Consider the following 26,444-nt stretch of genomic DNA (forward strand, 5'->3'; position numbering starts at 1 on the left):
AAAGCAAGATCACCATAACTATATATTGTACCATTTATATCCAAATCATTTGCAGCTTGTATATCTATGTTATTTGCAACTAATGAGCCAGATGCCACATCTATCGAGTCAGTTGCATTTAATGAAGCATCTCCTGCTGCAGATATAGCCCCATTTACCTCTATAGAATTAGCTGCTTCTAAATCAATATCTGTTGCAGAAGATATATTTTTAACCGCTATATCCCCCGCCGCTGTAATAGTTAAACCGGCAACAGAGCTATACATATCAGCTTCACTTTTAACCCCAAAACCATCCTTACTTGCAATAATATCTATTTTGCCTGCATACATAGAACCAAAATTAGAAGCATCAACCGCATAAGTAATGTCAGTATCACTGGCTGTTATATTGTCACTTGTTATATCGCCAGTTACATAATCATATTGCTTATCTCCAGTTTTGATAGCAAGCTCATCTTTTCCAACAATAGAACCATTAATATTTGCAAATTTACTAACTAACTCAGCCGCACTAACCATAGAAGCATCCAGGCCAGATTCTCCTATATTAATTGCCCCAGCACCTATGTTAAAATGACTTAATTCATCACCAGACTTTTCCGCAGAACCAGTAACCATAGTTAAACGATCCGTATTAATAAAACCACAACCATCACACATAATACCTTGCGGATTTGCAAATATGTAATCAGCCTTCTGCCCAAAAATCTCAGTGTAACCATATAACTTTGAAACATCACCTCCAGTTACCTCATTTAAAATAACGCTTGCCGCACCTTTAGTCAGCAAAGGATTATTGTACAAGGTCGAACCAGTTAAATTAGAAACCCCAAACTCAGTTGAGTTATTAATTACTACACCCTTATCATCTATATCAAATTGTGAGAATTTATTATGTGACAAACCATTCTCTGATAAATTACCAGATATATTTACTATAGAAGTGCCATTATTAGCACGATCAATTATAGCCTGATTTGCACCCGCAGCACTAGAATCTACAACTATCTCACTAGCTATAGCTAAAGGACCAGAATTTAGAAATGTTACAAAAACAAGTAATCGACAAATTAAGTGTTTCAAAAAATTTAGCATAATTAAAATAAAGTGGCGTCATAATATTGCATATTAAGCATTTATTGTCAAACTTATATGTTATGCATAGCATCATCTTGCTGATATTGCAAAATAACTCTATGGAAAAAAGAAGAAAAAAAAGAAAATAACAAGCAAGCTACTATACACAACTGTAAATTGATTTATAATAATCTCATTAAAAAAATAATTATGCATAATTTTAGACTCATCTTTATTACAATATTCATGCTTATCTCTTATAAAGCGAACGCCAATGAAGCTCTCGAGATCAAACAAATGCAGCAAGAATTGAAGCATTTTAATTTAGAGCAAGAAAATAAGAACCTAGATTACAAACCCCAATATTTAGAGTTCTTACCAGAAAATACCAACCTTAAGAAAAGTACGTGCCTTAACATAAAAACCATAGAAATTAATGGCTCCACTCTGTTTTCAGCAGCCAAATTACAAGATAAAGTTAAAGATTTCAGCTCAAAATGCACCACTTTAAGTGATATCCAAAAAATGCTTAACCACTTAAATGCACTATATTTTAAATATGGCTATGTAACTAGTAGAGCAAACTTACCGATGCCCCAAAGCAAATTAGCAGAACATATTCTTATCATCCAAATTACAGAAGGGAAAATCTCACAAATTACTCTTAATGAAAATCAAAATATATATAATCAAAAATTAAAATTAGCTAGCTCAGTACCAACAAAACAACATAATATCCTAAACATCCGAGATTTAGAACAAGCCATAGATAATTTTGCGAATGTAAATAATAGTAAAAGTAAATTTATTATAGAAGCAGGTAAAGAAATTGGCACCAGTAAAGTAATTATAAATAATGAATATAATAAACCACATTACATTTCTGCCTCTCTAGATAATTCTGGAACTGGGCAAACAGGTAAGAACAAATATAATCTTAGCGCTAATTTTTCTGACCTTCTAAACTTAAATGAAAATATCTCTTTCAATTATAACTCTCTATACAAAAGACAATCATATAAAAGACAAAGCGCAGCCAGTTCATTCAACTATTCCTTACCACTTAAAAACTACCTCTTAAATTACAGCTTATCACGCTCCAATTATATTTTAGGCACAAACTTAACCAGAGCAACTTATTACTCTTTGGGCAATACCACTATTAATAAAATTTCTTTAGAGCGTAATATTTTTAGAAATAATCAAGTAAAAATCAAACTAACCTCCGATCTAACCCACAAAAATGTAAAATCATATAATAAAATATTTAACATAAAGCTTGTAAATCAGGTAGGTACTAGAAAATTAGCCATAGCAAATATTGGCATACATAACACTATATATAGCAAATATGGCACTTTAATCATTAAACCAAGCTATAAATTTGGGCTTGATAAATTTTCTGCTTTAAATGACAAAACTTCTGAATATAGCGAAGAAGCTCAATATGAAGCTTATAATTTATATTTATATTACCATAAAATATTTAGCCAAATTCCACTCAAATATAATTTAAATATCGAGGCACAAAAATCAGAAGATATATTATTTTCTTCTGAAGCATTTTATGCTGGTGGAGAATATAGCGTACGAGGATTTAAAGAAGAATATATCCAAGGAGATTCTGGCTTTTATGCGCGTAATGATTTTACCTTAAATAAAAATTTGGCTCCTTATATAAAATTAAATAACAGCTCGCTAAACACTTCTTTATTCTTTGATTATGGCTTAACTAAAGCGAATATTGATGATAAAAATTACCAAGTAAGCGGCGCAGGTATTAAAGTTAATTTTTATCACAAGTTATTTTCTGCCAATATAACTTACAGCAAAGCACTCAAAATACCTGTCACAATAACAGAAAATGAAGTAATCTACGCGAAAATAAGCAAAGCCATCTCCTTTTAAAAGCTAAGCTCTTTCCTTTTGATAAGTTTGCAAAGATTTTACAGTTAGCTCCTCACCCTTATTTAAATGCTGCATCGCTCTAATTATAGCTTCTGCCCCTCTAACCGTAGTAAAATAAACCACCTTATTTAACAAAGTAGTACGCCTGATAGAATAACTATCAGCTATATCTTGCTCTCCTGATGTAGTGTTAATTACTAACGATATTTCTTTATTAGCTATCATATCCACAATATGTGGGCTACCCTCTTTGACTTTATTAACAGATTCAACATCTTCAATGTTATTACCTGTTAAAAACTTTGCCGTACCTTTAGTTGCAATCAACTTAAAACCTATCTTAGCTAATTTTTGTGCCAGAGGTAAAATAGCTTCTTTATCATCATTTTTTACTGAAATAAATACTTTTCCTGATTTAGGTATTTTGCCATATACAGCAATCTGCGCCTTAGCATAAGCAATGTCAAAGCTCTTATCTATGCCCATAACCTCACCCGTAGATTTCATTTCAGGACCTAAAATTGTATCCACATTATCAAAACGCTCAAAAGGGAAAATAGCCTCCTTAACTGCATAGCAATTATTCACTTTAATTTCAGCTAAGTTAAATTCTGCTAATTTTCTGCCCGCCATTACTAATGCCGCTATCTTTGCAATAGACACACCTGTCGCTTTAGCGACAAAAGGTACAGTTCTAGAAGCTCTAGGATTTACTTCTATGATGTATAAATCACCATCTTTGACTGCATATTGCACATTCATCAAACCTTTCACCTCCAAGGCTTTTGCTAATTTTATTGTGGCCTCTGTAATTAAATCTGTAACTTCCTTAGTTACAGAATATGGTGGCAAAGAACAAGCCGAGTCGCCAGAGTGAATACCAGCATGTTCAATATGCTCCATAATACCTGTTACATGCACATCATCACCATCTGATATTGCATCTACATCAAATTCTGTCGCATTTGATAAAAACTCATCTATTAAAATGGCGCCATCTTTTATAGCGGCTCTATTTTCTTTTAGATATTTTTTCAAGCCCCTATCATTATAAACAATCTCCATAGCCCTGCCTCCTAATACATAAGATGGCCTTATTACCACAGGAAAACCTATTTGCTTAACCGAACCTTCTATCTCACTTAATTTGTAACAAATAGTGCTGTGCGGTTGTTTTAACTGCAACTTATCTAACAAATTTTTAAATCTGTCTCTATCTTCAGCTAAATCTATTTTATCTGGTGAAGTGCCAATTATTGGAATATTTGCCGCTTCTAATTCTTGCGCTAATTTTAATGGTGTTTGCCCACCATATTGTAAAATCACACCAAGCAACTCACCTTTTTGCATCTCTTTTAAAGCAATTTCTATCACATCTTCTGCCGTCAAAGGCTCAAAATATAATCTATCAGAAGTGTCATAATCAGTTGAAACAGTCTCAGGGTTGCAATTTACCATAATTGTTTCAAAGCCAGCTTCTCGCAGTGCAAATGCTGCATGACAACAAGCATAATCAAATTCTATACCCTGACCAATCCGATTTGGCCCTCCACCTAAAATCATAATTTTTTGCTTAGCACTAATATTAGCCTCGCAATAATTAGGCGTATAAATATCTCCCTCATAAGCAGAATAGATATAATTTGCATAAGATTTAAACTCAGCCGCACATGTATCCACTTTTTTATAAACAGGAACTATGTTTTGCGTATGTCTTATCGCTCTAATTTCAGCCTCTTCTTTACCAGACAATTCTGCAATTCTTTGGTCTGAGAAACCAGCTTTTTTACATTTTAATAAGAAAGATTTATCCGCTAAATCTGCTTTTTTAATTTCTTCTTCAAGAGTAACTAACTCAGCTAATTGGTTTACATACCAAATATCATAACCAGTAATTTCACAAATTTCATGCTTCGCTATACCAAATCTTAAAGCTTCTGCTATTAACAAAATTTTGTTTGGTGCAAGTGGTGCTAAAGCCTGTTTGATAATGGCTTTTTTTGCTTCCTCATTTTTAGCCTCCGCTAAACCGGCTATCTCTGGAGAGTTTAAGCCAGTTAAGCCTGTTTCCATGGAACGCAATGCTTTTTGCAAACTTTGTGCAAAAGTCCGCCCAATAGACATAGCTTCACCAACCGATTTCATCGCTGAAGATAATTCTGGCTTGGCATAAGTAAATTTCTCAAAAGTAAATCTTGGTATTTTTGTAACCACATAATCAATAGATGGCTCAAAACTTGCTGGCGTCACTTTAGTTACATCATTATAAACTTCATCTAAACTGTAACCCACTGCTAATTTTGCTGCAACTTTTGCAATCGGAAAACCAGTAGCTTTAGAAGCTAAAGCTGATGACCTCGATACCCGCGGATTCATCTCTATTACCAATAATTCACCATCAGCTGGGTTAACTGCAAATTGCACGTTAGAACCACCAGTTTCAACTCCAATCTCACGCAAAACTGCAATTGAAGCATTACGCATTTTTTGATATTCTTTATCTGTTAAAGTTAAAGCAGGCGCAACTGTGATACTGTCACCCGTATGCACGCCCATAGGATCAATATTTTCAATCGAACAAATAATAATAGTATTGTCATTTTTATCTCTTACCACTTCCATCTCATATTCTTTCCAGCCAATTACAGATTGGTCAATTTGAATTCTAGAAATTGGTGATGCATCTAAGCCAGATTTTACTATTGCTAAAAACTCCTCTTCATTATTAGCAACACCTCCACCACTACCACCCATAGTGAAAGATGGTCTAATAATCGCAGGCAAGCCTATTTCTGCTTGAGCCTTTAAGGCCTCCTCTACCGTGCCAACAATAGCATTTTTGGGTGTCTTAAGTCCAATTTTTGCCATCGCATTGTTGAATAATTCGCGATCTTCCGCTTTATTAATGGCTTCAATGCCCGCACCTATTAACTGCACCTTATATTTAGTTAAGATACCCTCTTTATGTGCATTTAAAGCACAGTTTAAAGCAGTCTGTCCGCCTACTGTAGGTAAAATTGCATCTGGTTTTTCCTTGATAATAATGCGCTCTAAAAAATCTGTGGTAATTGGCTCAACATAAGTGCTGTCCGCTGTTGCTGGGTCAGTCATTATAGTTGCTGGATTAGAATTAATTAAAATAACTCTATAACCTTCCTCCTTTAAAGCCTTACAAGCCTGCGTACCTGAGTAATCAAACTCACATGCTTGACCAATTACAATTGGCCCCGCCCCGATTACTAAAATTGCTTTTATATCTGTTCTTTTAGCCACGAGCTACCTTCTTATTATGTGATTTTATTAAATCGATAAATTCTGCAAATAAATATTTGCTATCATGCGGGCCACTGGAACTTTCAGGATGATATTGCACTGAAAATGCTGGCCTATCTGTAAGTTTTAAACCTTCTACTGTTTGATCAAACAAAGAGCGATGTGTAATTTCAATATTAGCTGGTAAATTCTCATCACTAACACAGAAACCATGATTTTGTGCTGTTATTTCTACTTTTTTGGTAGCTAAATTAATTACTGGATGATTAGCTCCCCTATGCCCTTGGTGCATTTTAAAGGTTTTTAGACCCGCAGCAAGAGATAATAATTGATGCCCCATACAAATGCCAAAAATAGGTACTTTAGCCGCTAAAATCTCTTGAATAACTGCAACCGTATATTTTGCATTTGCACTTGGATCACCCGGACCATTTGATAAAAATAAACCATCTGGCTTTAATGCCATAATTTCAGCAGCGCTCGCCTTACAATTGACCAAAGATATTTTACAACCATGGGTTAAAAAATAATTTAAAATATTATGCTTTACGCCATAATCTAAAACCACAATATGTAAATCTTCTAAGGCTTTTTCTGGTGCTAGATATTGGTAAGTTAATTCTGTGTGCTCTTCTAGCTTTTTAACTGAAACTTTTGAAGAAAGCTCTATCCCTGTAAAGGACTTAATTTGCTTAGCCTCTGTGAGCAACTCGAAAACATTAAGTTCTTCTCCCTCTAGCGCATAAGTAATAATTGCGTTTACTGCACCTTTTTCTCTTAGCAAAGTGGTGATAGCTCTTGTATCAACCCCTGCTATACCAGTTAAATTATTTTTAATTAACCAGTCATTAAAATTTTCTTCTGCTCTAAAATTAGATGCTAAAGTGATATCCTCCCTAACCACCAAACCTTGCGCAAATTTTTGTATTGATTCATTATCATCTAAATTAATACCAACATTACCAATATGTGGTGCCGTGAAGGTGATAATCTGATCTGTGTATGATGGGTCAGTTAGAATTTCTTGATAGCCAGTAATGCTGGTATTAAAACATAGTTCTCCTTTTGTTTGGCCTTGCTTACCAATACCTTTACCAAAGAAATACTCCCCCGAAGTCAAAATTAAGACTGCGTTTAATTCTTGCGTAGCTTTTACAACTGGTAAATTAGTCATTTATTTTTTATATTTATAATGTTTTGTAATTAGGCAAATTGCTTAGATTTATAAGAAAAACCTTCCCTTTAGTCAACAAGAATCTTAAAAATAAAGAAAGTAAATATACAATAAATCCTAATGCATAAAATTGCTGGTCTTGGAACCCTGATCCAATATCTTAAAAACTTACCAGAAAGCCCTGGAGTCTACCGTATGATTGGTGAAACAGACAAAATTTTATATGTTGGTAAAGCCAAAAATCTTAAAAAAAGAGTAACTAGCTATAGTAAGTTTGATAAATTACCTAATCGTCTAAAAAAGATGGTTTCTGAGATTAAAAAGCTTGAAATTGTAAAAACTGATTCTGAGATAGAAGCGTTAATACTTGAGTTAAATCTGATTAAAACGCTAAAGCCTATTTATAATATCATGCTTCGGGATGATAAAACTTACCCTTATATTTACTTTAATATTAAACATGATTTTCCTGGCATTTACACTTATCGTGGCAAAAAAACTTTTAAGGGCAAGTATTTTGGCCCTTTTGTAGGGGGCTATGATGTTGAGAAAACTGTAACTTTGCTAAAAAAATCTTTCTTAATCAGAAGCTGCTCAGACAGTGAATTTAAAAATCGAGATAAACCGTGCCTTGAGTATCAAATTAAAAGATGTAGCGCGCCTTGCGTCAATTATATCCAGAAGGAAGATTATCAATATTTGCTCAAGCAAACTTACAACTTCCTGAGTGGTAAAACTAATGAAGTAAGAGAGAAGCTTATCGTTGAAATGGAAGGATCTAGCAACAAATTAGATTTCGAGCGTGCCGCAATTTTACGCGATAGAATTAAAGCAATAAGTAATATTACAGCCAAACAAGATATTTCTGATAACAGCCTAATTGATACTGATATTTTAGCGATAAAGCAACAAAATGCCACAGTAATAATTGAGCATTTCATTTTTCGTAATGGCTTTAATAATGGTAATCAGCACTTTTTTCCCCAGAATATAGAAGGTTTGGAGTTAGGAGAAATTTTGACTAATTTTATCAAGCAATATTATAATGAAGAAAATATCGTCAAAGAAATTATAACTAATGTTGAGCTACATGAAGCTGAGCATTTAGAAGCTTTATATTTTAAAGAATATCAATGTAGAACCAAATTTATTACACCTAAATTAGGGCGTAAAAAGAAAATCCTACTTTTTGTTGAAACAAATGCAAAATATCACTTAGAGCAAAAAACCAAGAATAAAAACAAAAATTTAAAACATCATAAAAAATTACAAGAAGTCTTCAATTTAACGGAAAGGCCAAATAAAATAGAAGTATTTGACAATAGTCATATTTCTGGAACTAATTCCGTAGGCGCTATGATTGCAAGCGATTTAAATGGCTTCAACAAAAACTGTTATCGCAAGTTTAATATTAAGCTTGCCAATAAAGCTGATGATTTTGACATGCTAAGAGAAGTTCTCTATCGTAGATATAATCGTCTATTAATTGAGGATCCTGAAAATAAAAATAAAAGCTGGCCCGATCTAATCATCATTGATGGTGGTAAAGGACAAGCTTCGGTTGCCGCTGAAATTTTTTCTCAGCTGAACTTAACAATACCCTTCTTTTGCATTGCTAAAGGTGAATTTAGAAATAAGGGTTTGGAAAGATTTTGCAATAATTTTTCTGATTACTTTTCTATTGAAGATAAAGAGACTTTATATTATTTGCAGCGTATTCGAGATGAGGCACACAGATTTGTTATTGAAACACACCGCAAAAAGCGTAACAAAGCAACTCTAAAATCTGAGCTAGACCAAATAGCTGGAATTGGCCCAAAGAAAAAACAAGATTTGTTAAAATATTTTGGCTCAGTAGCAAAAATCAAATCAGCGAGTAAAGAAGATGTTGCAAAAGTAAAAGGTATCAACCTGAAGCTTGCTGAAAAGCTACTTGAAATTTTGAAATAAACATCTAGTTTGAGATTATATGGAAAACTTACCAAACATCTTAACATTTGCCAGAATCTTAGTTATACCGATTCTGATTTTATCCTTTTTTTTAGATGGAGTACTATCTAATTGGATAGCAGCCACCCTATTTATCTTTGCTTCAGTTACTGATTTTGTCGATGGTTATTTAGCAAGATTACTAAGTGCACAATCAAACTTAGGTAAAGTATTAGACCCCATTGCAGATAAACTCCTTGTTGCTACTACCATTATTATGCTTGTTCATTTTGGTGACAATGACCTACTTATAACCATACCTGGTATCATTATTTTATTTAGAGAAATATTTGTTTCAGGCTTAAGAGAGTTTTTAGCTGAAATCAATGTAAGTGTTCCAGTTAGTCAATTAGCTAAATGGAAAACAGGAGTTCAAATGACCGCACTTGCCATCATGATTCTAGGAGATAAAGGTACAGGTATAGAATATACTAATGAAATTGGCAGGATAGGGCTAGTCATAGCTGCTATTTTAACAGTTTTTACTGGCTTTGCTTACTTTAAGGCCTCACTTAAACATTTAAAAAATTAAGCTAAATCAAAGCCTTTCCTTACACATAGACCCAACCATTGAAAAAAATATTATAAATTATTTTGGTTAATATAAAATACTCAGCTAATAAATCCGTAAAATGAGCCTTATTTAAGTGCGTTGGCTTAATAAAGCTATAGCCGCCCCGTTTATTGCTAAGCCTAGCGCTAAATATTAAAAAAACTAAGCTAAAACCTTTAGGGCTACTTGCGTATGTGCGTAACATAAATATTGGTATTTTATATTCTCTTGCCGAGCAAATTCTAACCACGCTTTATATTCATGAGCCTGCCAATTGGGATAATTAAAAAATTCATCAAAAACAATTACGGTGTTTGCTCTGATCTTCTGCTTAAAAGCAGTTAGAATATCTTTAGTTGATTGATATAAATCACAATCAATATGTAAAAATATAGCAGCCTCATCATTGCTCTGACAAAATTCTTCTAAACTATCTTTAAACCAACCTTTTACTAATTTTATATTTTTAGCTACTTTAGGCAATTTAGCATGGTTAGTTAACTGCCCCTTTAAAGTCTTAGTGCCTGCCCAATCTTCTGGTATACCCGTAAAAGAATCAAAACCATATATTGTTTTCTTGCGAAGTATTGGCTTATTGGCAAGCTCATTTATAGTGGTTCCTGATTTCACACCAAATTCTGCGACAATACCATCTGAATCTATATGTTTTAAGGCGTAGTTAAAAACTTCATTACGATTATTGCAAACTACTGCATCAGCCATATTTGCTTCTATAAAATCTAAAGTTTTTTGGTAAGCTCTAAGCTTGATCCCAATATATGGATGTAAAAAATCTGAGCGCATTGAGCTCAGATGTTTTAAAATCGTTTCTTCTACTTGGCCTAGATTATTTTTTTTTGTTAAGGACATGTTTGGAGCCATAATATAATACTACATAACCAAGCAATGTAGAAAATAAAGAGCCCGCTAAAATTCCCGCTCTTACTTCATCAGTAATCTGATATTCTGGTGGAAAAGCTAAATTTCCAATAAAAATACTCATAGTAAAACCAATACCTGTAAGTATTGAAACACCATAAATTTGCGTCCAATTTGCCCCATGTGGCATTTTAGCTATACCTGACTTTATCAATAAATAAACTATGCTAAACACACCAAGCTGCTTACCAACAAACAATCCGGCCAAGATTCCTAGTGATACAGGGTTGGAAATTAAGCTTGCTAATGATAAATTCTCAAAAGAAATACCTGCATTACAAAAAGCAAATATTGGTAAAATTAAAAATGCACACCATGGTGCTAAAGCGTGCTCTAATACTTTAAGCGGGCTGTTATTATTAGCATCCTTTACCTTTAAAGGAATAGTCAATCCAATTAACACTCCAGCTATTGTGGCATGCACACCAGACTCTAAAATTAAGGCCCATAATATAACGCCTAAAAACAAATATGGAGCTTTTCTAGAGATATTTCTGCTATTCATCCACAGCATTACAATAAATATAATTGCCACCCATAATAAATTATTGACCGCAAGCTCTGTATTATAGAAAAAGGCAATAATTAAAATTGCAATTAAATCATCAATAATTGCAAGAGCGGTTAAAAAAGCTTTTAAAGAGATTGGTACTCTTTTCCCAAGCAACGAAGCAATACCTAATGCAAAGGCTATATCAGTTGCACTAGGAATAGCCCAACCTCTAGTTGCACTTTCACCTTCTACCATATAATCCATGGTAAAGAAGACATAAATTAAAGCTGGAATAGCTACTCCACCAATCGCCCCAATTGCCGGGAGAATTTGCTGATCACGTGTAGATAGCTGACCTTCCGCCATTTCTCTTTTGATTTCTAAGGTAACCAACAAAAAGAAAATCGCCATCAAGCCGTCATTAACAAATTTCTCAACATTTAAGTCGATCATGTAATTGCTTATGGTTAGAACAATGGGAGCTTCTAAAAAATGATGGTAAAAATGATGAAATTCTGAATTAGCAAATATCAGCGCTAAAATGGTCATTATTAAAAGCAAAATACCGCCTGATGCTTGGTATTGCATGAATTTATTTAGAGCGTCTTGAAAATATTTTACAACCATAATAATAATTTTTGTTGAATTTAACATAAACATGTTTGCGTTCTAGGTCAAGAAGCTTAGATTAAAATTTTCAAATTTAACGACAAATCACTAGCTGAAACTGAGTGAGTTAAACTACCAACAGAGATATAATCAACGCCGGTTGCTGCGACTTTAGCTATATTTGCTAAGTTAATATTACCAGATGCTTCTATTTTGCTTTTTTTGTTAATAATTTTTACTGATTCAACCATATTTACTAGCGACATATTATCAAGCATTATTATATCTGGTTTATAAAGTAGGGCCTCTTTAACCTGTGCAATAGTTTCACATTCTACTTCTATTTTAAGCCCGGTTTTAGCACAATTTTTTAAGGCAGTAGCAATGTTTTTCGCTGCAATAATATGATTATCTTTTATTAAAACTTGATCATCTAAACAGATGCGATGATTTTTCCCTCCCCCTGTTAATACAGCGTATTTTGCTGCCTCACGATAAAATGGTAAAATTTTTCGCGTATCTAAAATCTCAACTGGATAACTCTTAACTGCCGCAACAAAAAGCTGTGTTTTAGTTGCAATACCGGACATATATTGCATTAAATTTAAAGCAACCCTTTCCGCCGCTAAAATAGCCCTAGCATTACCTATTCCACTAGCAATAACTTCACCTTTCTTAACTTTGTTACCCTCTTTAAAGAAATATGTTAAATCAATATTTTTATCCAACTCTTTAAAAGCTAATGTAAAAAAATCAACTCCACATAAAATTAAGTCATCTTTAGCCAATAGAGCGAATTCTGCCTGCTGCTCTTTTGGTACCGTATAGTTGGATGTAACATCTCCATTACCTATATCTTCTGCTAACGCAGCTTTTACTATTTTTAAAATATTAGCTTCTTGCATCATCTGATATTTATTTATAAATATGCTCACTATCTGGAAATTGCTCAGCTTTTACTTCACTTGCATAATCTGCAAAGGCGTCTCTGACTTCCTCACGTAAATTCTTATATTTTTTTACAAATTTAGGTACAGACTCACTTAAGCCAAGCAAATCATTTGCAACCAAAACTTGACCATCGCAATCTTTGGAAGCACCAATACCGATTAATGGTATTTTTACTTTTTGTTTAACTTTTTTAACCACATCTGCTTTAACCCCTTCTATTACTAAAGCAAAAGCTCCAGCTTCTGCAATTGCAACAGCATCTTGCACTATCTTAGCTGCAGAAATTTTATCTTTACCCTGTATTTTGTAACCACCAAGCTGATTAACATATTGTGGCATTAAACCAATATGTCCCATAACCGCAATACCGCGTTTGCTTAAAAATGAAATAGTGTCTTTTAATTCCACTCCGCCTTCTAATTTCACTGCACCTGCTCCTGTTTTTTGTATGATTTCTGCAGCATGCTTAAATGCCAGCTCTTCATTAATTTGATAAGTAGCAAAAGGCATATCAACCACAATTAATGATTTCCTACTAGCTTTAACTACTGCCACACCATGTTGTATCATTAAATTTAAATCAACTGGCAAGGTTGATTCCATGCCATATAAAACCATACCAAGTGAATCACCAACTAGAATGATATCTGCATGATCATCCGCAAGCTCTGCCATTAACTTACTGTAAGCAGAAATTACAACCAGCTTTTCTTTTGACACAAATTTCTTTTCTATGTGTTTTATAGTGTTTCTAGTCATAAATTAATTATTTAAAAACAAAAAATTCATAATTGCTTTTTGTACATGCAATCTATTTTCAGCTTCTGTAAATATTACAGATTGTGCCCCATCTATTACCTCAGTTGTGACTTCTTCGTCTCTATGTGCTGGCAAGCAATGCATGAATAAAGCATCTGGCTTTGCTTTAGCCATCACCTCTTTTGTTACTTGCAACTTGCTAAAAGCTTGCTTTCTTTCTAGCTCATCTTCATCACCCATTGAAACCCAAGTGTCGGTTGTAATTAAATCTGCATTTTGCGCTGCTTCACTAGCATGGTGAAATATTTCTACTAAATTAGCCTCTTTTGCTTCTGCTAATAAATTAGCATCTGGGTAATAACCTTTAGCTAAGGCTAAATTTAATTTAAAGCCAAATTTCAAAGCAGCATTTAACCATGAATTACACATGTTATTGCCATCTCCAAACCAAGCAATCAATTTGTTTTCAATATTTCCTCTATGCTCAATATAAGTAAAAATATCAGTTAAAACCTGACAAGGATGATTAAAATCTGTTAAACCATTAATTATTGGAATAGTAGCATTTTCTGCGAGCTCTAAAACATCTTTATGCTTATTTGCCCTGATCATAATCATATCAACATAACGCGATAAAATTTTAGCTGTGTCCGCTATGGATTCACCCCTGCCTAATTGCATATCTTGCGCACTTAAAACTACAGCCTTACCACCTAATTGATTAATACCAACTTCAAAGGAAACTCTAGTTCTGGTAGAGCTTTTCTCGAATATCATTGCTAGATGCTTATCTTTAGCAACATCTGTATGAGGGTTTTGTTTTAATTTAGTTGCCAAAGCAACTATTGCTTCCAATTCGGCTTTACTAAAGTCAGCCAATGAAATAAAATTTTTTTTAATCATTTTGTTCAAATTCTTTTAATGATTTCTCCATATAAGAAAGAGCTAATTTAATCTCTTTTTTTGTGATTATCAGAGGTGGTATTACCCTGATAACATCGTTACTTGCTGGTATTGTTAACAAATTATTGGCGCGAAACAAATCAACCAACTTCATATAAGAATGAGAAATTCTAATCCCTAATATTAACCCCTCACCTCTTACCTCAGTAATAATTTGTGGATATTGCTGCTGCAAGCTGCATAGACCCTCCTTAAAAAGCGCACCATTTTCTTGTACTGAAGCTAAAAATTTTGGTTCTGCTATTTGCGCAAAAACAGCATTCCCAACTGCCATTGCTAAAGGGCTTCCACCATAAGTTCCACCATGCGAACCCATGGTCATGGCACTAGCTATGTCCTTTCTAACCAAACAAGCACCTAAGGGGAACCCTCCGCCAATACCTTTAGCAGCGGTAATAATATCTGGTTTAATATTGGCCCATTGATGATGGAAAATTTTGCCTGTTCTACCCATACCGCATTGAACTTCATCAACACCAAAGATTATTTTCTTTTCTTTGCATAATTTAGCTAAATCTTTAAGAAATTTATTGCTAAAAACATGCACCCCACCTTCACCTTGAATAGGCTCTATGATTAAGGCAGCAGTCTTACTATTTATTTCTTTTGCAACTTTTTCTATGGTAAGATTTTTTAGAGATAAATAACGAAAGCCTGGCAATAATGGCGCATAACCATCTTGATATTTTTTACTACCGGCAGCCGAAATAGCCGTCATTGTGCGGCCATGAAAAGCATGCTCAAAAGTGATTACTTCTTTCTTCTGATATTGTTTTTTGCTGTGATAATGTTTACGGATAATTTTAACCGCAGTTTCAATGGCCTCGGCACCAGAATTACAAAAGAAAACCTGGTCACAAGCAGAGTTTTCAACCAACTTACTTGCCAGCTCAACTTGACCTTCTATTTCATATAAATTAGATACATGCCATGGCTTATCTGCTGCTTTTTTTAAAGCTTTAACTAATTTTTTATTAGCATAGCCTAAAGAATTAACCGCAATCCCTGCGCCTAAATCAATATATTTTTTTTTATCTTTGCTATATAAATAAACGCCTTTTCCTGCCGTAAATTCTATGTTACATCGTTTATATACTTGTAGAAGTGGGCTTAACATCTATCTCTTTAAAAAGGTATTTCATCCTCAAAATCATCCGCAGCTGGCGCGTTATCACCACCTGAAGCTGAGCTAAACACTCCCTTATCTGGGAATGGGGATGGAGAGTTTTTAGCGTTACTATCTTGCGTTCTATTTGGCGTAAAATTGTTATTTGGAGCGTAATTACTTGCACCCGGCTGTTGCTGGTTGCTGGAATTGGCATTATCTAACATTGTAAAGCTTCCTGAATAACCCTGAAGCACTACTTCTGTGGTATAACGATCTTGGCCGTTATTGTCTTGCCACTTTCTAGTTTGCAAACTTCCTTCTATGTAAATCTTTGCACCTTTGCGCAAATATTGCTTTGCTATAGCTACCAAACTTGGCGAGAATATTACCACTCTATGCCATTCAGTTTTTTCTCTTTTCTCACCAGTATTTTTATCTTTCCAGCTATCTGCCGTTGCTAAAGATAAATTTGCAATTTCTCTGCCATCTTGTGTAGATCTAATTTCTGGATCTGCACCTAAGTTTCCGACTAATATTACTTTGTTGATTGAGCCTGCCATAATTTATATTAAAGTTTAATTGCTAGTTAAGTTAGCTATGTTAATAATTTATAGCTAGCTTAGAATATTTAAATTTAATTAACAAGTATAATCCCCGTTATGGACACTAAATTCATTACTGTAAATCAGGCAAGAGAACATAACCTGAGAAATGTCTCTGTTAAAATACCAAAGAACAAATTTGTAGTAATAACTGGCCCCTCTGGCTCTGGAAAATCTTCGCTTGCTTTTGACACTGTATATGCAGAAGGGCAAAGAAGATATGTGGAAAGCTTATCTGCTTATGCTAGGCAATTTTTAAACTTGCAAAACAAGCCAGATGTGGAGTCAATTGAAGGCTTATCTCCAGCTATTGCAATTGATCAAAAAACCACTTCAAAGAACCCTCGTTCTACCGTAAGTACTGCAACTGAAATTTATGATTATATGCGTTTGCTATTTGCACGTATTGGAGTGCCAATTTCACCTGCAACTGGCAAGCCAATTGAAAGTCAATCTGCTTCAGATATGATTGAGAGAATCAGAAAAATACCAAATGACACTAAAGTATATATATTAGCTCCAATAGTCAGGGGGCAAAAAGGTGAACATCGCAAGGAATTAGCACAAATTAGAAAGCAGGGCTTTCAACGTCTAAAAATTGATGGTGAAATTTTTGAGACAGATGACTTACCTACCATTGAAAAAAACAAGAAGCATCACATGGAGGTTGTTGTTGATCGCTTAGTAATTACCGAAGATCTAGATAACCGCTTGGCTGACTCTGTTGAAACCGCATTGCGTTTAACCGATGGCTTACTTCATGTTGAAATTGTGGGGCTTCCTGAAGATTACACTGGTGATGATTTTAAAAATGAGCAAATTATTACTTTTTCAGAAAAATTCTCTTGTCCTATTTCAGGCTTTACCATAGACGAAATAGAGCCAAGATTATTGTCCTTTAATAGCCCTTACGGTGCGTGTGAGTCATGTAATGGCTTAGGTACAGAATATTATTTTGACCCAAATTTAGTGGTTGCCAATGAGGATTTATCCATAAGTGAAGGAGCCATAGCTCCATGGAAGGCTATTAACAGCAAATATTACACTCAAACTTTGCTAAGCCTAAGTAAATTTTATGATTTTGATTTAGACACAGCATTTAGAAAATTACCTAATAAAACACAACAGATAATTTTATACGGCTCTGGTGATGAAGAGGTTAGATTTGAATATCATGATGGTTATAAGAACCAGATCTTTACTAAACCTTTTGAAGGGGTAATTCCTTATTTAGAAAGAAAAGTAAATGAAGCTGATAGTGACTGGGTTTTAGAAGAGTGCGAGAAATATCAAAACATTACAAAATGTAGAGCTTGTAGTGGTTTCCGCCTTAGACCTGAGTCTCTTTCTATTCAAATTGCTGGCTCTCACATCGGTAATGTTACTGCTTTAACGATTGAGCAAGCTGTTGATTGGTTCAATAATTTACCTACAAAATTAAATAATCAAGAGAATCAGATCGCTGAGCGCGCACTTAAAGAAATTACACGAAGACTTGGCTTCCTTAAAAATGTTGGCTTAGAATATTTAACTTTAGATCGACATTCTGGCACATTATCTGGCGGAGAAAGTCAAAGGATTAGATTAGCCTCACAAATTGGTTCTGGTTTGAGTGGTGTCATGTATATTTTAGATGAGCCCTCTATTGGTTTGCACCAGTCAGATAATAGCAGGTTAATTGCAACTTTAAAAGATTTACGCGACTTAGGTAATACTGTCATTGTGGTAGAGCATGATGAAGAAACCATGGAATCTGCAGATCATGTCATAGATGTTGGCCCTGGTGCTGGTGTTTATGGTGGTGAAATTATTGCAGAAGGAACGCCTGATGACATTAAGCAGAATGAGAATTCTATTACTGGTAAATATTTAACTGGCATTGAATATATTGCCATACCAGAAGAACGGAGAAAAGCTCGCGAAAACAGAGCTATATCTATCATTAACGCACATAGTAACAACTTAAAAAACATCACCTGTTCAATTCCAATTGGTCTTTTTACCGCTGTAACTGGGGTTTCTGGTGGAGGTAAATCTACTTTAATTATACAAACTTTATATAAAGCCTTAGCAAAGAAACTAAATGGCGCTAAAGCAAAGCCTGGACTGCATGACGAAATAAAGGGCACACAATATATAGACAAAATTATTGAAATTGATCAATCACCTATAGGGCGTACGCCAAGATCAAATCCAGCCACTTATACAGGTGCATTTACTGCAATCAGAGATTGGTATGTTGGCTTACCTGAATCTAAAGCTCGTGGTTATAAAGCTGGAAGATTTTCTTTTAATGTAAAAGGAGGTAGATGTGAAAATTGTCAGGGTGATGGCTTAATTAAAATTGAAATGCACTTTTTACCTGATGTATATGTAATTTGTGACACCTGTAAAGGAGCTAGATACAATAAAGAGACTATAGAAATTAAATATCGTGGCAAGTCTATTGCTGATATTCTGAACATGACTGTAGAAGAAGCTTTGTTATTTTTCCGCAAAATGCCTCTTATTAGAGATAAATTTGAAGCTTTATATGAAGTTGGGCTTGGCTATATGAAAATCGGTCAATCTGCAACTACTTTATCTGGTGGTGAAGCGCAAAGAGTTAAATTAGCTAAAGAGCTATGTAAGAAAGCAACTGGTAGAACCTTATACATACTTGACGAACCAACTACTGGCTTGCACTCTAATGACATTAAGAAGCTGCTTAAAGTGTTACATAGATTGGTTGAAAGTGGTAATACTGTATTAGTAATTGAGCATAATATGGATGTTATTAAAACAGCTGATTGGATCGTAGATATTGGACCAAAAGGTGGTGACAAAGGTGGAATTATTGTAGCTGAAGGAACGCCTGAAGAAGTTGCCAATGTCAAAGAAAGCATCACTGGTCACTATTTAACTAAATATTTAAATAAAGCTAAAAAAATAAAGAAGTCTGCATAATTTCTTAACCGAACTTAGAGCTTTTGGTTGTAAATTAAGCAGATATTTGCTAAAAAACATTTATGCACTCGTAGCTCAGCTGGATAGAGCGTCTGACTACGGATCAGAAGGCCGAGGGTTCGAATCCTTCCGAGTGCACCATTTTACCATATAATCATATAGAGCATAATTAATAATATTGGTTTTTACCTTTCTTGGCAAGTTGCCCTTGCAGCCTCTCTGTTAACTTTGCTTAACTCTTTTTTGCTACTTAATTCTTTTGTAGCTGAAGCCAAGGTTTCAAAGCCAGCAAAACCAGACATAGCTATAAATTAGCTTATCCTTGAACTATTGTTAATCTATGCGTATCTGCTGCTTCTATATGCCTGTTTTGCCCTGCTATCAATAAAGAAGTTTGACCAGAACTTGTCTACTAGAGATATATCCACACCAGCTGCTATTAATTCTTTTTCTAGCTTTATGTGGCCTTCCCTAAGCTGCCAAAAACAAAGCACTGTAACCTAGCTGATTTGCGCTATGTTTCTTGGGCCTGTATAACCATTACGCTTAAAATCAACTTGAACTGAAGTTGAAGAATTAGCTCTTTCTGTAATTACTGCTGCCTTGAGGCGAGCAATCATTACTAAATAAACTTTTAACCTTCTTCTCTTAGAACTACCAATTGGTGTTAATATCACCACATATTAACAATATGTTGCAATACTTTAGGATATTATGGGAATCACGACAAATGCCTATCTTTATGCGCACATAAAAAGTATCGCCCTTGTATAATTAGAGTTTTTGGCAATTGGGCCATATTTACCTGGGCCTTAATTTACACTATTACAACATAATTTCAAAATAGAGCTAAAGTAATAGCAGAATATCTGCGCTTTAAAGCTTATATACATATTCTGATAAGCAACTTAAGAATGAAGCAGGCTTTTCTCGCGATTAATTATTCTAACTAGCTATATTATGCAATTTTCTATGTAATCAATTTCTTCACTACTTAATTTAATACTTAATGACTTTAAGTCATCTTGCATGTGAATTTGCTTCGAAGTACCAGTAAGGGGAATAATGCCTATTTGCAGAGCAAAAGCAAAAATAATTTGCGCCATATTTAATTGATGTTTTTTAGCTATCTGCTGAATTTCTGTTAAATGAAACAACTCAATATTAGCTGTTAACAATGAAAAACCCTGATAAGCAATATCATGCTTATTACATAATAATCTAATTTCCTTATCCCATGCAACTTTAGCAAAACATCTATTTTGCAAAAAATGTGGTTTAATTTTAACTTGCGCAATAAGCATTTGTAGTTGCTTTGCGTTAAAATTACTAACTCCAATAGCTTTAACTTTTCCTTCTTTGTATAACTCCTCAATTGCTTGCCAAATTTGAAAATCTTCCTCACCTAATAAAGGATAATTTATAGGTCCGTGCAATAAGTATGAATCTAAATATTTTGTTTCAAGGTTAATTAAAGAGCTCGCAAAAGATTGCTTTACCTGCTCAGCTAAATTAGCATCTTTAGCATATGGTAAACGGTGATCTTGACCATCAATTGAGGTAAATTTGCTTTGCAACCATAAATCAGATCTTTGAATTAAACCCTCTGCTATATTTTGCTTGATTGCCTGCCCAACTAATGCTTCGCTATAATGCTTAGCCTGATTTGCTGTATCTACTGCTCTAAAGCCTGACTTTAATGCAAGATCGACTAAGCTTGTGGTTTTTTCTGCTTTCCATGCAGTGCCGTAAATAAAGTTTGGTTTTAGCATGATTTCTTCTCTTTAATTAAACAGAATTATCTTAATTTCTCATCTGCAAAACTCAACCTAATTATATAAAAGATTTTTGTTGAATGACTAAGCTGCAACATATAAGTTAAAATCATAAAGCTTAAAAATTATATGACTGAAACTAACAACAAAATACAAGACTCCTTAAACATTCTAAACTCATCCAATGATTACAAGGTGCTAAGCCGAGTTCCTGAAACAATTAAACAAAAAGAACCTAATGGCAAAAAATTTAAAGCAGCTTTTATTGACCTAGAAACAACAGGTGTTGATCGAAATGAAGCGGAAATTATTGAAATAGGGGTATTAGTTGCAAGCTTTACCAATGAAGATGGTTTTGTTGCCATAGAATTTACTGACAACCAACTCCAGGAACCAAAAATACCTATTAGCGCAGAAATAACTAGGATAACCGGAATAACAAATGACGATGTTAAGGGCAAGGCTATTGACTGGCAGGGCTTACACCATAATTTAACCGATATAGATTTAGTAATATGCCATAATGCTAGTTTTGATCGACAATTCTTAGAGTTAAAAACCCCTATATTTTTTAAAGAATTTATTGAATCACTTCCCTTTGGCTGTTCTTTTGCAGGGGTTAATTGGAATGAATTTGGCTTTGAAGGTGGCAAGCTTGAATATCTTAATTTAAAAATGGGATATTTTTATGAAGGTCACCGAGCATTAGTCGATTGTTACGCTACTTTAAATCTTTTTATCGAAAAAGTGGATGCTTTTGAAAGGTTAAAAGATCATGTGCGCTCCAATGAAATTCTAATATGTGCAGTAAATGCACCATATAACAAAAAAGATATATTAAAAAAACGTAAATATCGCTGGAGTAGCGGCGATGGTAACTTACCCAAATGTTGGTGGGTTTCCATATCAAGCGAAGATTATGAAGCAGAGAAAATGTTTTTAGAGCAAGATATATATATGAATAATAGTCTTGATCTGCCAACCAAAAAAATTACCGCAAAAGAAAGATATTCTCTTCGCGCTGAAGCTATTTAAGCTTACATAAAGTAATAATCCTTTTGAATTAGTAGCTATATTTAAATAGTTATTTGAGCTAAATAAAGAGGCAATATAATTGGCATCGAAGGTATAAATTAGACTAGAACAAATAATAATATCTTTATTTATTTCAGTAATATCTGCCATATCAAAAGATTAAAGTAATTAAGGAAAAGTAGTGCAGATGTAAAATCAGGCCTAAAAAACATATACTATCTCACACAACTATAAGCCGTGTGATATTATTAGAGCTTTAAAAAAACACCCCTCCTCTTTTCTTATTACTTAATTAGTTGATTTTATAATTTCCTTGCAAAGAATCCTTTAACTGGCAGCCAAAACTCAACAACTAAATAGAATCTATATATTTTTAATAATTACTAATTCAACCTCAAATATTACTTATGTTTTATAAATGTTATATCCATTTTTCAGTAGTAATCATAAAAATATCAAAAGAAATCCTAACTCTTTAGCTAGCTCCTAATGCTGAGACTTTAAATGCATCATTCTTTTGGTGAATAAGACCACGCTTATATTCTAGTGGTGCTAACTCTGGCAAAAATCTTTTTTATAATTACTCATTTTTTAAGCTCATGTAGGATATTAACAGATTGAACAAAAAAAACTTGCTCGCATAAGAAAACATATGTTATTATTACATTTTATGTGGACAAATTCAATGAACAATTATTACAAAGGGTTGCTGGCTGAGAAAATATCAATTTTATATTTACTTTTTAAAGGCCACAAAATAATCAAAACTAGATATAAAACAAGATTAGGTGAAATAGATATTATCAGTAAAAGAAATAAAGAAATTCACTTTATTGAGGTTAAAAGTCGAAAAAATCAAAATGCTTTTCTTGATGTAATAAATAAAAAACAACAAAATCGTATAAAAAATGCCGCTTTATTATTCTTACAAAAAAACAAGCGTTTTTCATGTCACAATGTTACATTTGATGTTGTTTTTATAAAATACCCTTTATATTTCAAATATATATATAATAGCTTTTAGCCTCTAAATTAATTAAACAAGAACTATTTATAAGAAACCTTGCAAATAGTTTGCTTTTTTTTATTTTAATATAAAAAGAAAATTAAGTTTATGATAGAAGATTACATAAGATACGACCAATTAATTGACAACGCAATGCGCCAAGTAGTTAAAGAAGCTTTAATTAAAATCACTAAAGAAGGTTTTGCAGGAGAGCATCACTTTTTAATTTCTTTTTTCACAAATTACGAAGGAGTTGAAATACCAGAGCATTTAAAAAAGAAATATCCTGAAGAAATGACTATTGTGTTACAACATCAATATGAAGATTTAGAAGTAAAAGAAGATTTGTTTAGAGTGGTTCTTAGTTTTGAAAATAACAGAGAGCAAATTATTATCCCATTTGCAGCACTAACCTCATTTGCAGATCCAGGGGTTAGATTTGGACTCAAATTTAATATTTTAGCAGATGAAGCTTTATTAGAAGAGCTAGTGGAAGATACCGAGTTGAAGAAACCAAAGAAAGCAACTAAAAACAAAAAAAACAGTAAGAAAACTGAGAAAAACATCGCCTCTAGCAAAAATGTTGTAGATTTGTCAAAACTAAGAGATAAGAAAAAGTAAACCTAATTTGATAAAGCTTTTGACCTAGCCACAGCTTCATTTAGAGAGGCATCTAGAGTTTTTTCTAACCTAGAATCTTGGTTTAAGGAGTTTAAAGCAGCTTCTGTTGTACCACCTTTGCTAGACACCTGCTTGATCAAGCTGGAGAAATCCTCGCCATGCGCAGTTTCTATTGCAGCTTCTGCCGTGTTAATGGCGATTTTTTTTGCATCATCTGCGCTAAAACCTGCCTTTATTAGATAATTACTATATATAGACAGAAATTTATAATAATATGCCGGTCCACTCCCAGCAACAGCAGTACCTGCGTGCAACAAGCGCTCTTCTTCTAACCAAATAGTCTTGCCAAAACTATCTGACAAGCTACTTATTAACTCTTTTTTAGAGCTATCGATGTTTTCACCATAAATCAGATTAGTGCTTTTTTTTATCTTAGCTCCCAAATTAGGCATCAATCTAACGATAGGATTTTCTGGGAAACAACTGCTAAAATAACTTATGTTTGTGCCTGCTAATATTGAAATGACAATGGTTCTACTTGTGATAACTTCACTATATTCATCTATCAGAACTTGTATATTTTGTGGTTTACAAGCTATTAAGAAAATATCTGGTTCAAAATCTTTAGATAACTGCTTCGAATTATTATATTGTCTTTTTGTCTCGTCATGAGAAATATTTCGGTCAATTATACTAATCTCAAGACCTAAAGCTTTAGCGTCCAAATTGTCAACTATCGCCTTACCCATTTTACCATAGCCCACCTGCAAGAATTTATAAATCATCATTGCTATCGAACCTACCAACATTTCTAAGTAATTGCTTAAAGAAACCTTCTTGTTTTGTAACTGATTTAGTAATTTTTGGCTCCATTTTTAATATATTCATATCTGTTAAATTATATTGCCTGATCTCTGCTAATTTACGCGCCTCAAAGATGAGCTCATATGCTGTGTATTTCTGGTAATAGGCCTTCTCTAGCGCCTTTTTGTTTCTTGCATAATCAAAGTACAGCCATATATCTTGCTCACCCCTTTTGGTTTTTAGAGTGGGCAAACCAATTAACTCTTCTATAACCACTTGGCTAGTGCTACCAACATTTAATTTAGCAAGATCATTTGCCTTAATTTCAATGCCATGCTTAGAAATATTGTCTGCACAAGAAATTATAAATAAAAATGTGAAAAATGTGAATCTTTTGAGCATTAAGTAAAAAAAACTAGATTATAAAAGTTTTTCTGGTATATAAGTTTATCTCTTTTATTTGCTATAAAGTAAAATAACTAAAGCAAAGATGCAAGCAATAAGAGTTAAAAGAGAATTAAATTAACAAATTTGAAGGTTAACCATGGCTGTTCCAAAAAAGAAAACATCGAAATCTAGAAGAAATCAGCGTAGAGCCCATGATTCTCTTGCACGCGTAAATATAGTTGCAAATAAAACAACTGGCGAATATCAACTTCCCCATCAAGTTTCAGTTGATGGATTTTACAAAGGAAAAAAAGTAATAGCTGACAAAGTTAAAAAAGAAGAAGAAAGTAGCGAAGAAGTTAATGCTAAACCAGAAGCAGAGCAAAAAAAAATAGCTAGCGAAGGAGTATAACTAACTTTCTAGTGATGCCGGATTTAAAAGCGCGCCACCAAAACAGAAAACATATATTAGCTCTTGATGCTATGGGAGGTGATAATGCTCCCTATTCCGTTCTAGCTGGAGCTGCGTTATTTGCTAAAACTAACCAAAATGTAGATTTTCTATTTTTTGGTGACTCAGCCAAATTAACGCCCATATTTAACAAATTTCCAATATTAGCAAACAGAGCAACAATAGAGCATACTGAAGACTTCATTGCCGCCGAAGAAAAGCCCTCTACTGCCTTAAGGAGAGGGAAAAAATCAAGCATGAGGCTTGCGATAGAAGCTGTAAAGGAAGGTAAGGCTGATGCAGTTGTTTCGGCTGGCAATACCGGCGCTTTAATGATTATGTCTAAGCTAATCTTAAAAACTCTAGATGGTATTGACAGACCAGCAATTGGCACCATAATACCGACAAAAATAGGAAGCTCATTACTTCTAGATATGGGGGCAAATTCTGCTTGTGACGCAGAGAATTTAGTGCAGTTTTCAATAATGGGCGACGCTTTTGCAAAAGCGGCTCTTGCTAAAGAATCTCCATCTATAGGCCTTTTAAATATAGGGTCAGAAGAGCTAAAAGGTCACGAAACTGTTCGTGTCGCTAATCAAATTATCAGCGAAGAATATACCAACTTGAATTATCATGGCTATGTAGAAGGTGATGATATAATGACTGGTGTGGTTGATGTTATAGTCACAGATGGCTTTACAGGGAATGTGGTTTTGAAGGCTATTGAGGGCACTGCAAAGATTTTAACTGGCTTCTTTAAGCAAGGTTTTAAAGCTTCACTCTTTTCAAGAATAGGGCTGTTATTTTCTGCTTTATCATTAAAAAAAGTTTTCAAGAAGATTGACCCAAGAAACCATAATGGGGCCATGTTCTTAGGGCTAAATGGCATATCAATCAAGAGCCATGGAAACGCTGACAAAATTGGCTTCTCTAATGCGCTTAAAGTTGCTGTAAATTTAATTGAAAATAAAATTAATCAGAAGATAATCGAAGAGCTGAAGCTAATAAATAACAAGTAA

Annotated in this window: 23 protein-coding genes and 1 tRNA gene; 10 read left to right on the forward strand and 14 right to left on the reverse strand. The window is 33.8% G+C overall.

Annotated features, from left to right (window positions below; genetic code table 11):
- Window positions 1-1,085 (reverse strand): filamentous hemagglutinin N-terminal domain-containing protein (locus tag HOH73_04340; protein ID MBT5828083.1); only part of this gene is annotated, 1,085 nt, incomplete at its 3' end.
- Window positions 1,086-1,325: 240 nt separating this feature from the next.
- Here HOH73_04340 and HOH73_04345 point away from each other — a divergent pair.
- The gene (locus HOH73_04345; GenBank protein MBT5828084.1) at window positions 1,326-2,987 is read left to right on the forward strand and encodes a ShlB/FhaC/HecB family hemolysin secretion/activation protein; all 1,662 of its coding nucleotides are present in this window, start codon (window positions 1,326-1,328) and stop codon (window positions 2,985-2,987) included.
- A 3-nt stretch (window positions 2,988-2,990) separates the two neighbouring features.
- On the opposite strand, the gene carB is transcribed toward HOH73_04345, so the two are convergent.
- On the reverse strand, window positions 2,991-6,260 hold the full coding sequence (carB, locus tag HOH73_04350; GenBank protein ID MBT5828085.1) for a carbamoyl-phosphate synthase large subunit: 3,270 nt from the start codon (window positions 6,258-6,260) through the stop codon (window positions 2,991-2,993).
- Window positions 6,253-7,434, reverse strand: a complete 1,182-nt coding sequence (carA, locus tag HOH73_04355; protein MBT5828086.1) for a glutamine-hydrolyzing carbamoyl-phosphate synthase small subunit — start codon at window positions 7,432-7,434, stop codon at window positions 6,253-6,255. The genes carB and carA overlap by 8 nt, the downstream gene beginning before the upstream one ends.
- Window positions 7,435-7,554: 120 nt before the next feature.
- On the opposite strand from carA, the gene uvrC reads away from it, so the two are divergent.
- Both uvrC and pgsA read left to right on the forward strand, forming a co-directional pair.
- The gene (gene uvrC, locus HOH73_04360; protein ID MBT5828087.1) at window positions 7,555-9,384 is read left to right on the forward strand and encodes an excinuclease ABC subunit UvrC; all 1,830 of its coding nucleotides are present in this window, start codon (window positions 7,555-7,557) and stop codon (window positions 9,382-9,384) included.
- Window positions 9,385-9,403: 19 nt separating this feature from the next.
- The gene (gene pgsA, locus HOH73_04365; GenBank protein ID MBT5828088.1) at window positions 9,404-9,955 is read left to right on the forward strand and encodes a CDP-diacylglycerol--glycerol-3-phosphate 3-phosphatidyltransferase; all 552 of its coding nucleotides are present in this window, start codon (window positions 9,404-9,406) and stop codon (window positions 9,953-9,955) included.
- 183 nt (window positions 9,956-10,138) lie between these two features.
- Here the strand turns inward: pgsA and HOH73_04370 are convergent, their stop codons facing one another.
- The 7 genes from HOH73_04370 to ssb are packed head-to-tail and all read right to left on the reverse strand — an operon-like array spanning window position 10,139 to window position 16,358.
- The gene (locus tag HOH73_04370) at window positions 10,139-10,846 is read right to left on the reverse strand and encodes a class I SAM-dependent methyltransferase (protein MBT5828089.1); all 708 of its coding nucleotides are present in this window, start codon (window positions 10,844-10,846) and stop codon (window positions 10,139-10,141) included.
- The gene (gene nhaA, locus HOH73_04375; GenBank protein MBT5828090.1) at window positions 10,824-12,035 is read right to left on the reverse strand and encodes a Na+/H+ antiporter NhaA; all 1,212 of its coding nucleotides are present in this window, start codon (window positions 12,033-12,035) and stop codon (window positions 10,824-10,826) included. The genes HOH73_04370 and nhaA overlap by 23 nt, the downstream gene beginning before the upstream one ends.
- Before the next feature lie 56 nt (window positions 12,036-12,091).
- Window positions 12,092-12,952, reverse strand: coding sequence for a carboxylating nicotinate-nucleotide diphosphorylase (gene nadC / locus HOH73_04380; GenBank protein MBT5828091.1), 861 nt, complete (start codon window positions 12,950-12,952; stop codon window positions 12,092-12,094).
- The gene (gene panB, locus HOH73_04385) at window positions 12,933-13,727 is read right to left on the reverse strand and encodes a 3-methyl-2-oxobutanoate hydroxymethyltransferase (protein MBT5828092.1); all 795 of its coding nucleotides are present in this window, start codon (window positions 13,725-13,727) and stop codon (window positions 12,933-12,935) included. Before panB ends, nadC begins: the two co-directional genes overlap by 20 nt.
- A 3-nt stretch (window positions 13,728-13,730) precedes the next feature.
- Window positions 13,731-14,630, reverse strand: a complete 900-nt coding sequence (gene argF, locus HOH73_04390; GenBank protein MBT5828093.1) for an ornithine carbamoyltransferase — start codon at window positions 14,628-14,630, stop codon at window positions 13,731-13,733.
- A complete protein-coding gene (locus HOH73_04395; GenBank protein MBT5828094.1) occupies window positions 14,623-15,807 on the reverse strand; it encodes an aspartate aminotransferase family protein in 1,185 nt (394 codons plus the stop codon). Before HOH73_04395 ends, argF begins: the two co-directional genes overlap by 8 nt.
- An 8-nt stretch (window positions 15,808-15,815) precedes the next feature.
- Entirely contained in the window at window positions 15,816-16,358 is a 543-nt protein-coding gene (gene ssb, locus HOH73_04400; protein MBT5828095.1) for a single-stranded DNA-binding protein, read from the reverse strand.
- Between the two features lie 99 nt (window positions 16,359-16,457).
- Between ssb and uvrA the strand changes: the two genes are divergently transcribed.
- Entirely contained in the window at window positions 16,458-19,346 is a 2,889-nt protein-coding gene (gene uvrA / locus HOH73_04405) for an excinuclease ABC subunit UvrA (protein ID MBT5828096.1), read from the forward strand.
- Window positions 19,347-19,410: 64 nt separating this feature from the next.
- Window positions 19,411-19,487 (forward strand) — tRNA-Arg (locus HOH73_04410).
- Between the two features lie 359 nt (window positions 19,488-19,846).
- On the opposite strand, the gene HOH73_04415 is transcribed toward HOH73_04410, so the two are convergent.
- Both HOH73_04415 and HOH73_04420 read right to left on the reverse strand, forming a co-directional pair.
- Window positions 19,847-20,026, reverse strand: coding sequence for a hypothetical protein (locus tag HOH73_04415; GenBank protein ID MBT5828097.1), 180 nt, complete (start codon window positions 20,024-20,026; stop codon window positions 19,847-19,849).
- 273 nt (window positions 20,027-20,299) lie between these two features.
- The gene (locus HOH73_04420) at window positions 20,300-21,118 is read right to left on the reverse strand and encodes an aldo/keto reductase (GenBank protein MBT5828098.1); all 819 of its coding nucleotides are present in this window, start codon (window positions 21,116-21,118) and stop codon (window positions 20,300-20,302) included.
- A 132-nt stretch (window positions 21,119-21,250) separates the two neighbouring features.
- Here HOH73_04420 and HOH73_04425 point away from each other — a divergent pair, with 132 nt between their 5' ends.
- From HOH73_04425 to HOH73_04435, 3 genes are all read left to right on the forward strand, one after another.
- Window positions 21,251-22,156, forward strand: a complete 906-nt coding sequence (locus tag HOH73_04425) for a DNA polymerase III subunit epsilon (protein ID MBT5828099.1) — start codon at window positions 21,251-21,253, stop codon at window positions 22,154-22,156.
- Window positions 22,157-22,841: 685 nt separating this feature from the next.
- Complete coding sequence (locus tag HOH73_04430) at window positions 22,842-23,180, forward strand: YraN family protein (protein ID MBT5828100.1); 339 nt, start codon at window positions 22,842-22,844, stop codon at window positions 23,178-23,180.
- Window positions 23,181-23,270: 90 nt separating this feature from the next.
- A complete protein-coding gene (locus HOH73_04435; GenBank protein MBT5828101.1) occupies window positions 23,271-23,783 on the forward strand; it encodes a hypothetical protein in 513 nt (170 codons plus the stop codon).
- A 2-nt stretch (window positions 23,784-23,785) separates the two neighbouring features.
- Here HOH73_04435 and HOH73_04440 read toward each other — a convergent pair whose 3' ends face one another.
- Together HOH73_04440 and HOH73_04445 are read right to left on the reverse strand one after the other, a co-directional pair.
- Complete coding sequence (locus tag HOH73_04440) at window positions 23,786-24,571, reverse strand: NAD(P)-binding domain-containing protein (protein MBT5828102.1); 786 nt, start codon at window positions 24,569-24,571, stop codon at window positions 23,786-23,788.
- Window positions 24,558-24,989 carry a hypothetical protein gene (locus HOH73_04445; GenBank protein ID MBT5828103.1) on the reverse strand — a complete coding sequence of 144 codons (432 nt, stop codon included), beginning with the start codon at window positions 24,987-24,989 and terminating at the stop codon, window positions 24,558-24,560. Before HOH73_04445 ends, HOH73_04440 begins: the two co-directional genes overlap by 14 nt.
- A 142-nt stretch (window positions 24,990-25,131) precedes the next feature.
- Here HOH73_04445 and rpmF point away from each other — a divergent pair, with 142 nt between their 5' ends.
- Both rpmF and plsX read left to right on the forward strand, forming a co-directional pair.
- On the forward strand, window positions 25,132-25,386 hold the full coding sequence (gene rpmF / locus HOH73_04450; GenBank protein ID MBT5828104.1) for a 50S ribosomal protein L32: 255 nt from the start codon (window positions 25,132-25,134) through the stop codon (window positions 25,384-25,386).
- A gap of 14 nt (window positions 25,387-25,400) precedes the next feature.
- On the forward strand, window positions 25,401-26,444 hold the full coding sequence (plsX, locus tag HOH73_04455) for a phosphate acyltransferase PlsX (GenBank protein ID MBT5828105.1): 1,044 nt from the start codon (window positions 25,401-25,403) through the stop codon (window positions 26,442-26,444).

It is taken from the genome of Alphaproteobacteria bacterium, assembly GCA_018667735.1.
In the GTDB taxonomy this organism is placed as follows: Bacteria; Pseudomonadota; Alphaproteobacteria; order Rickettsiales; family JABIRX01; genus JABIRX01.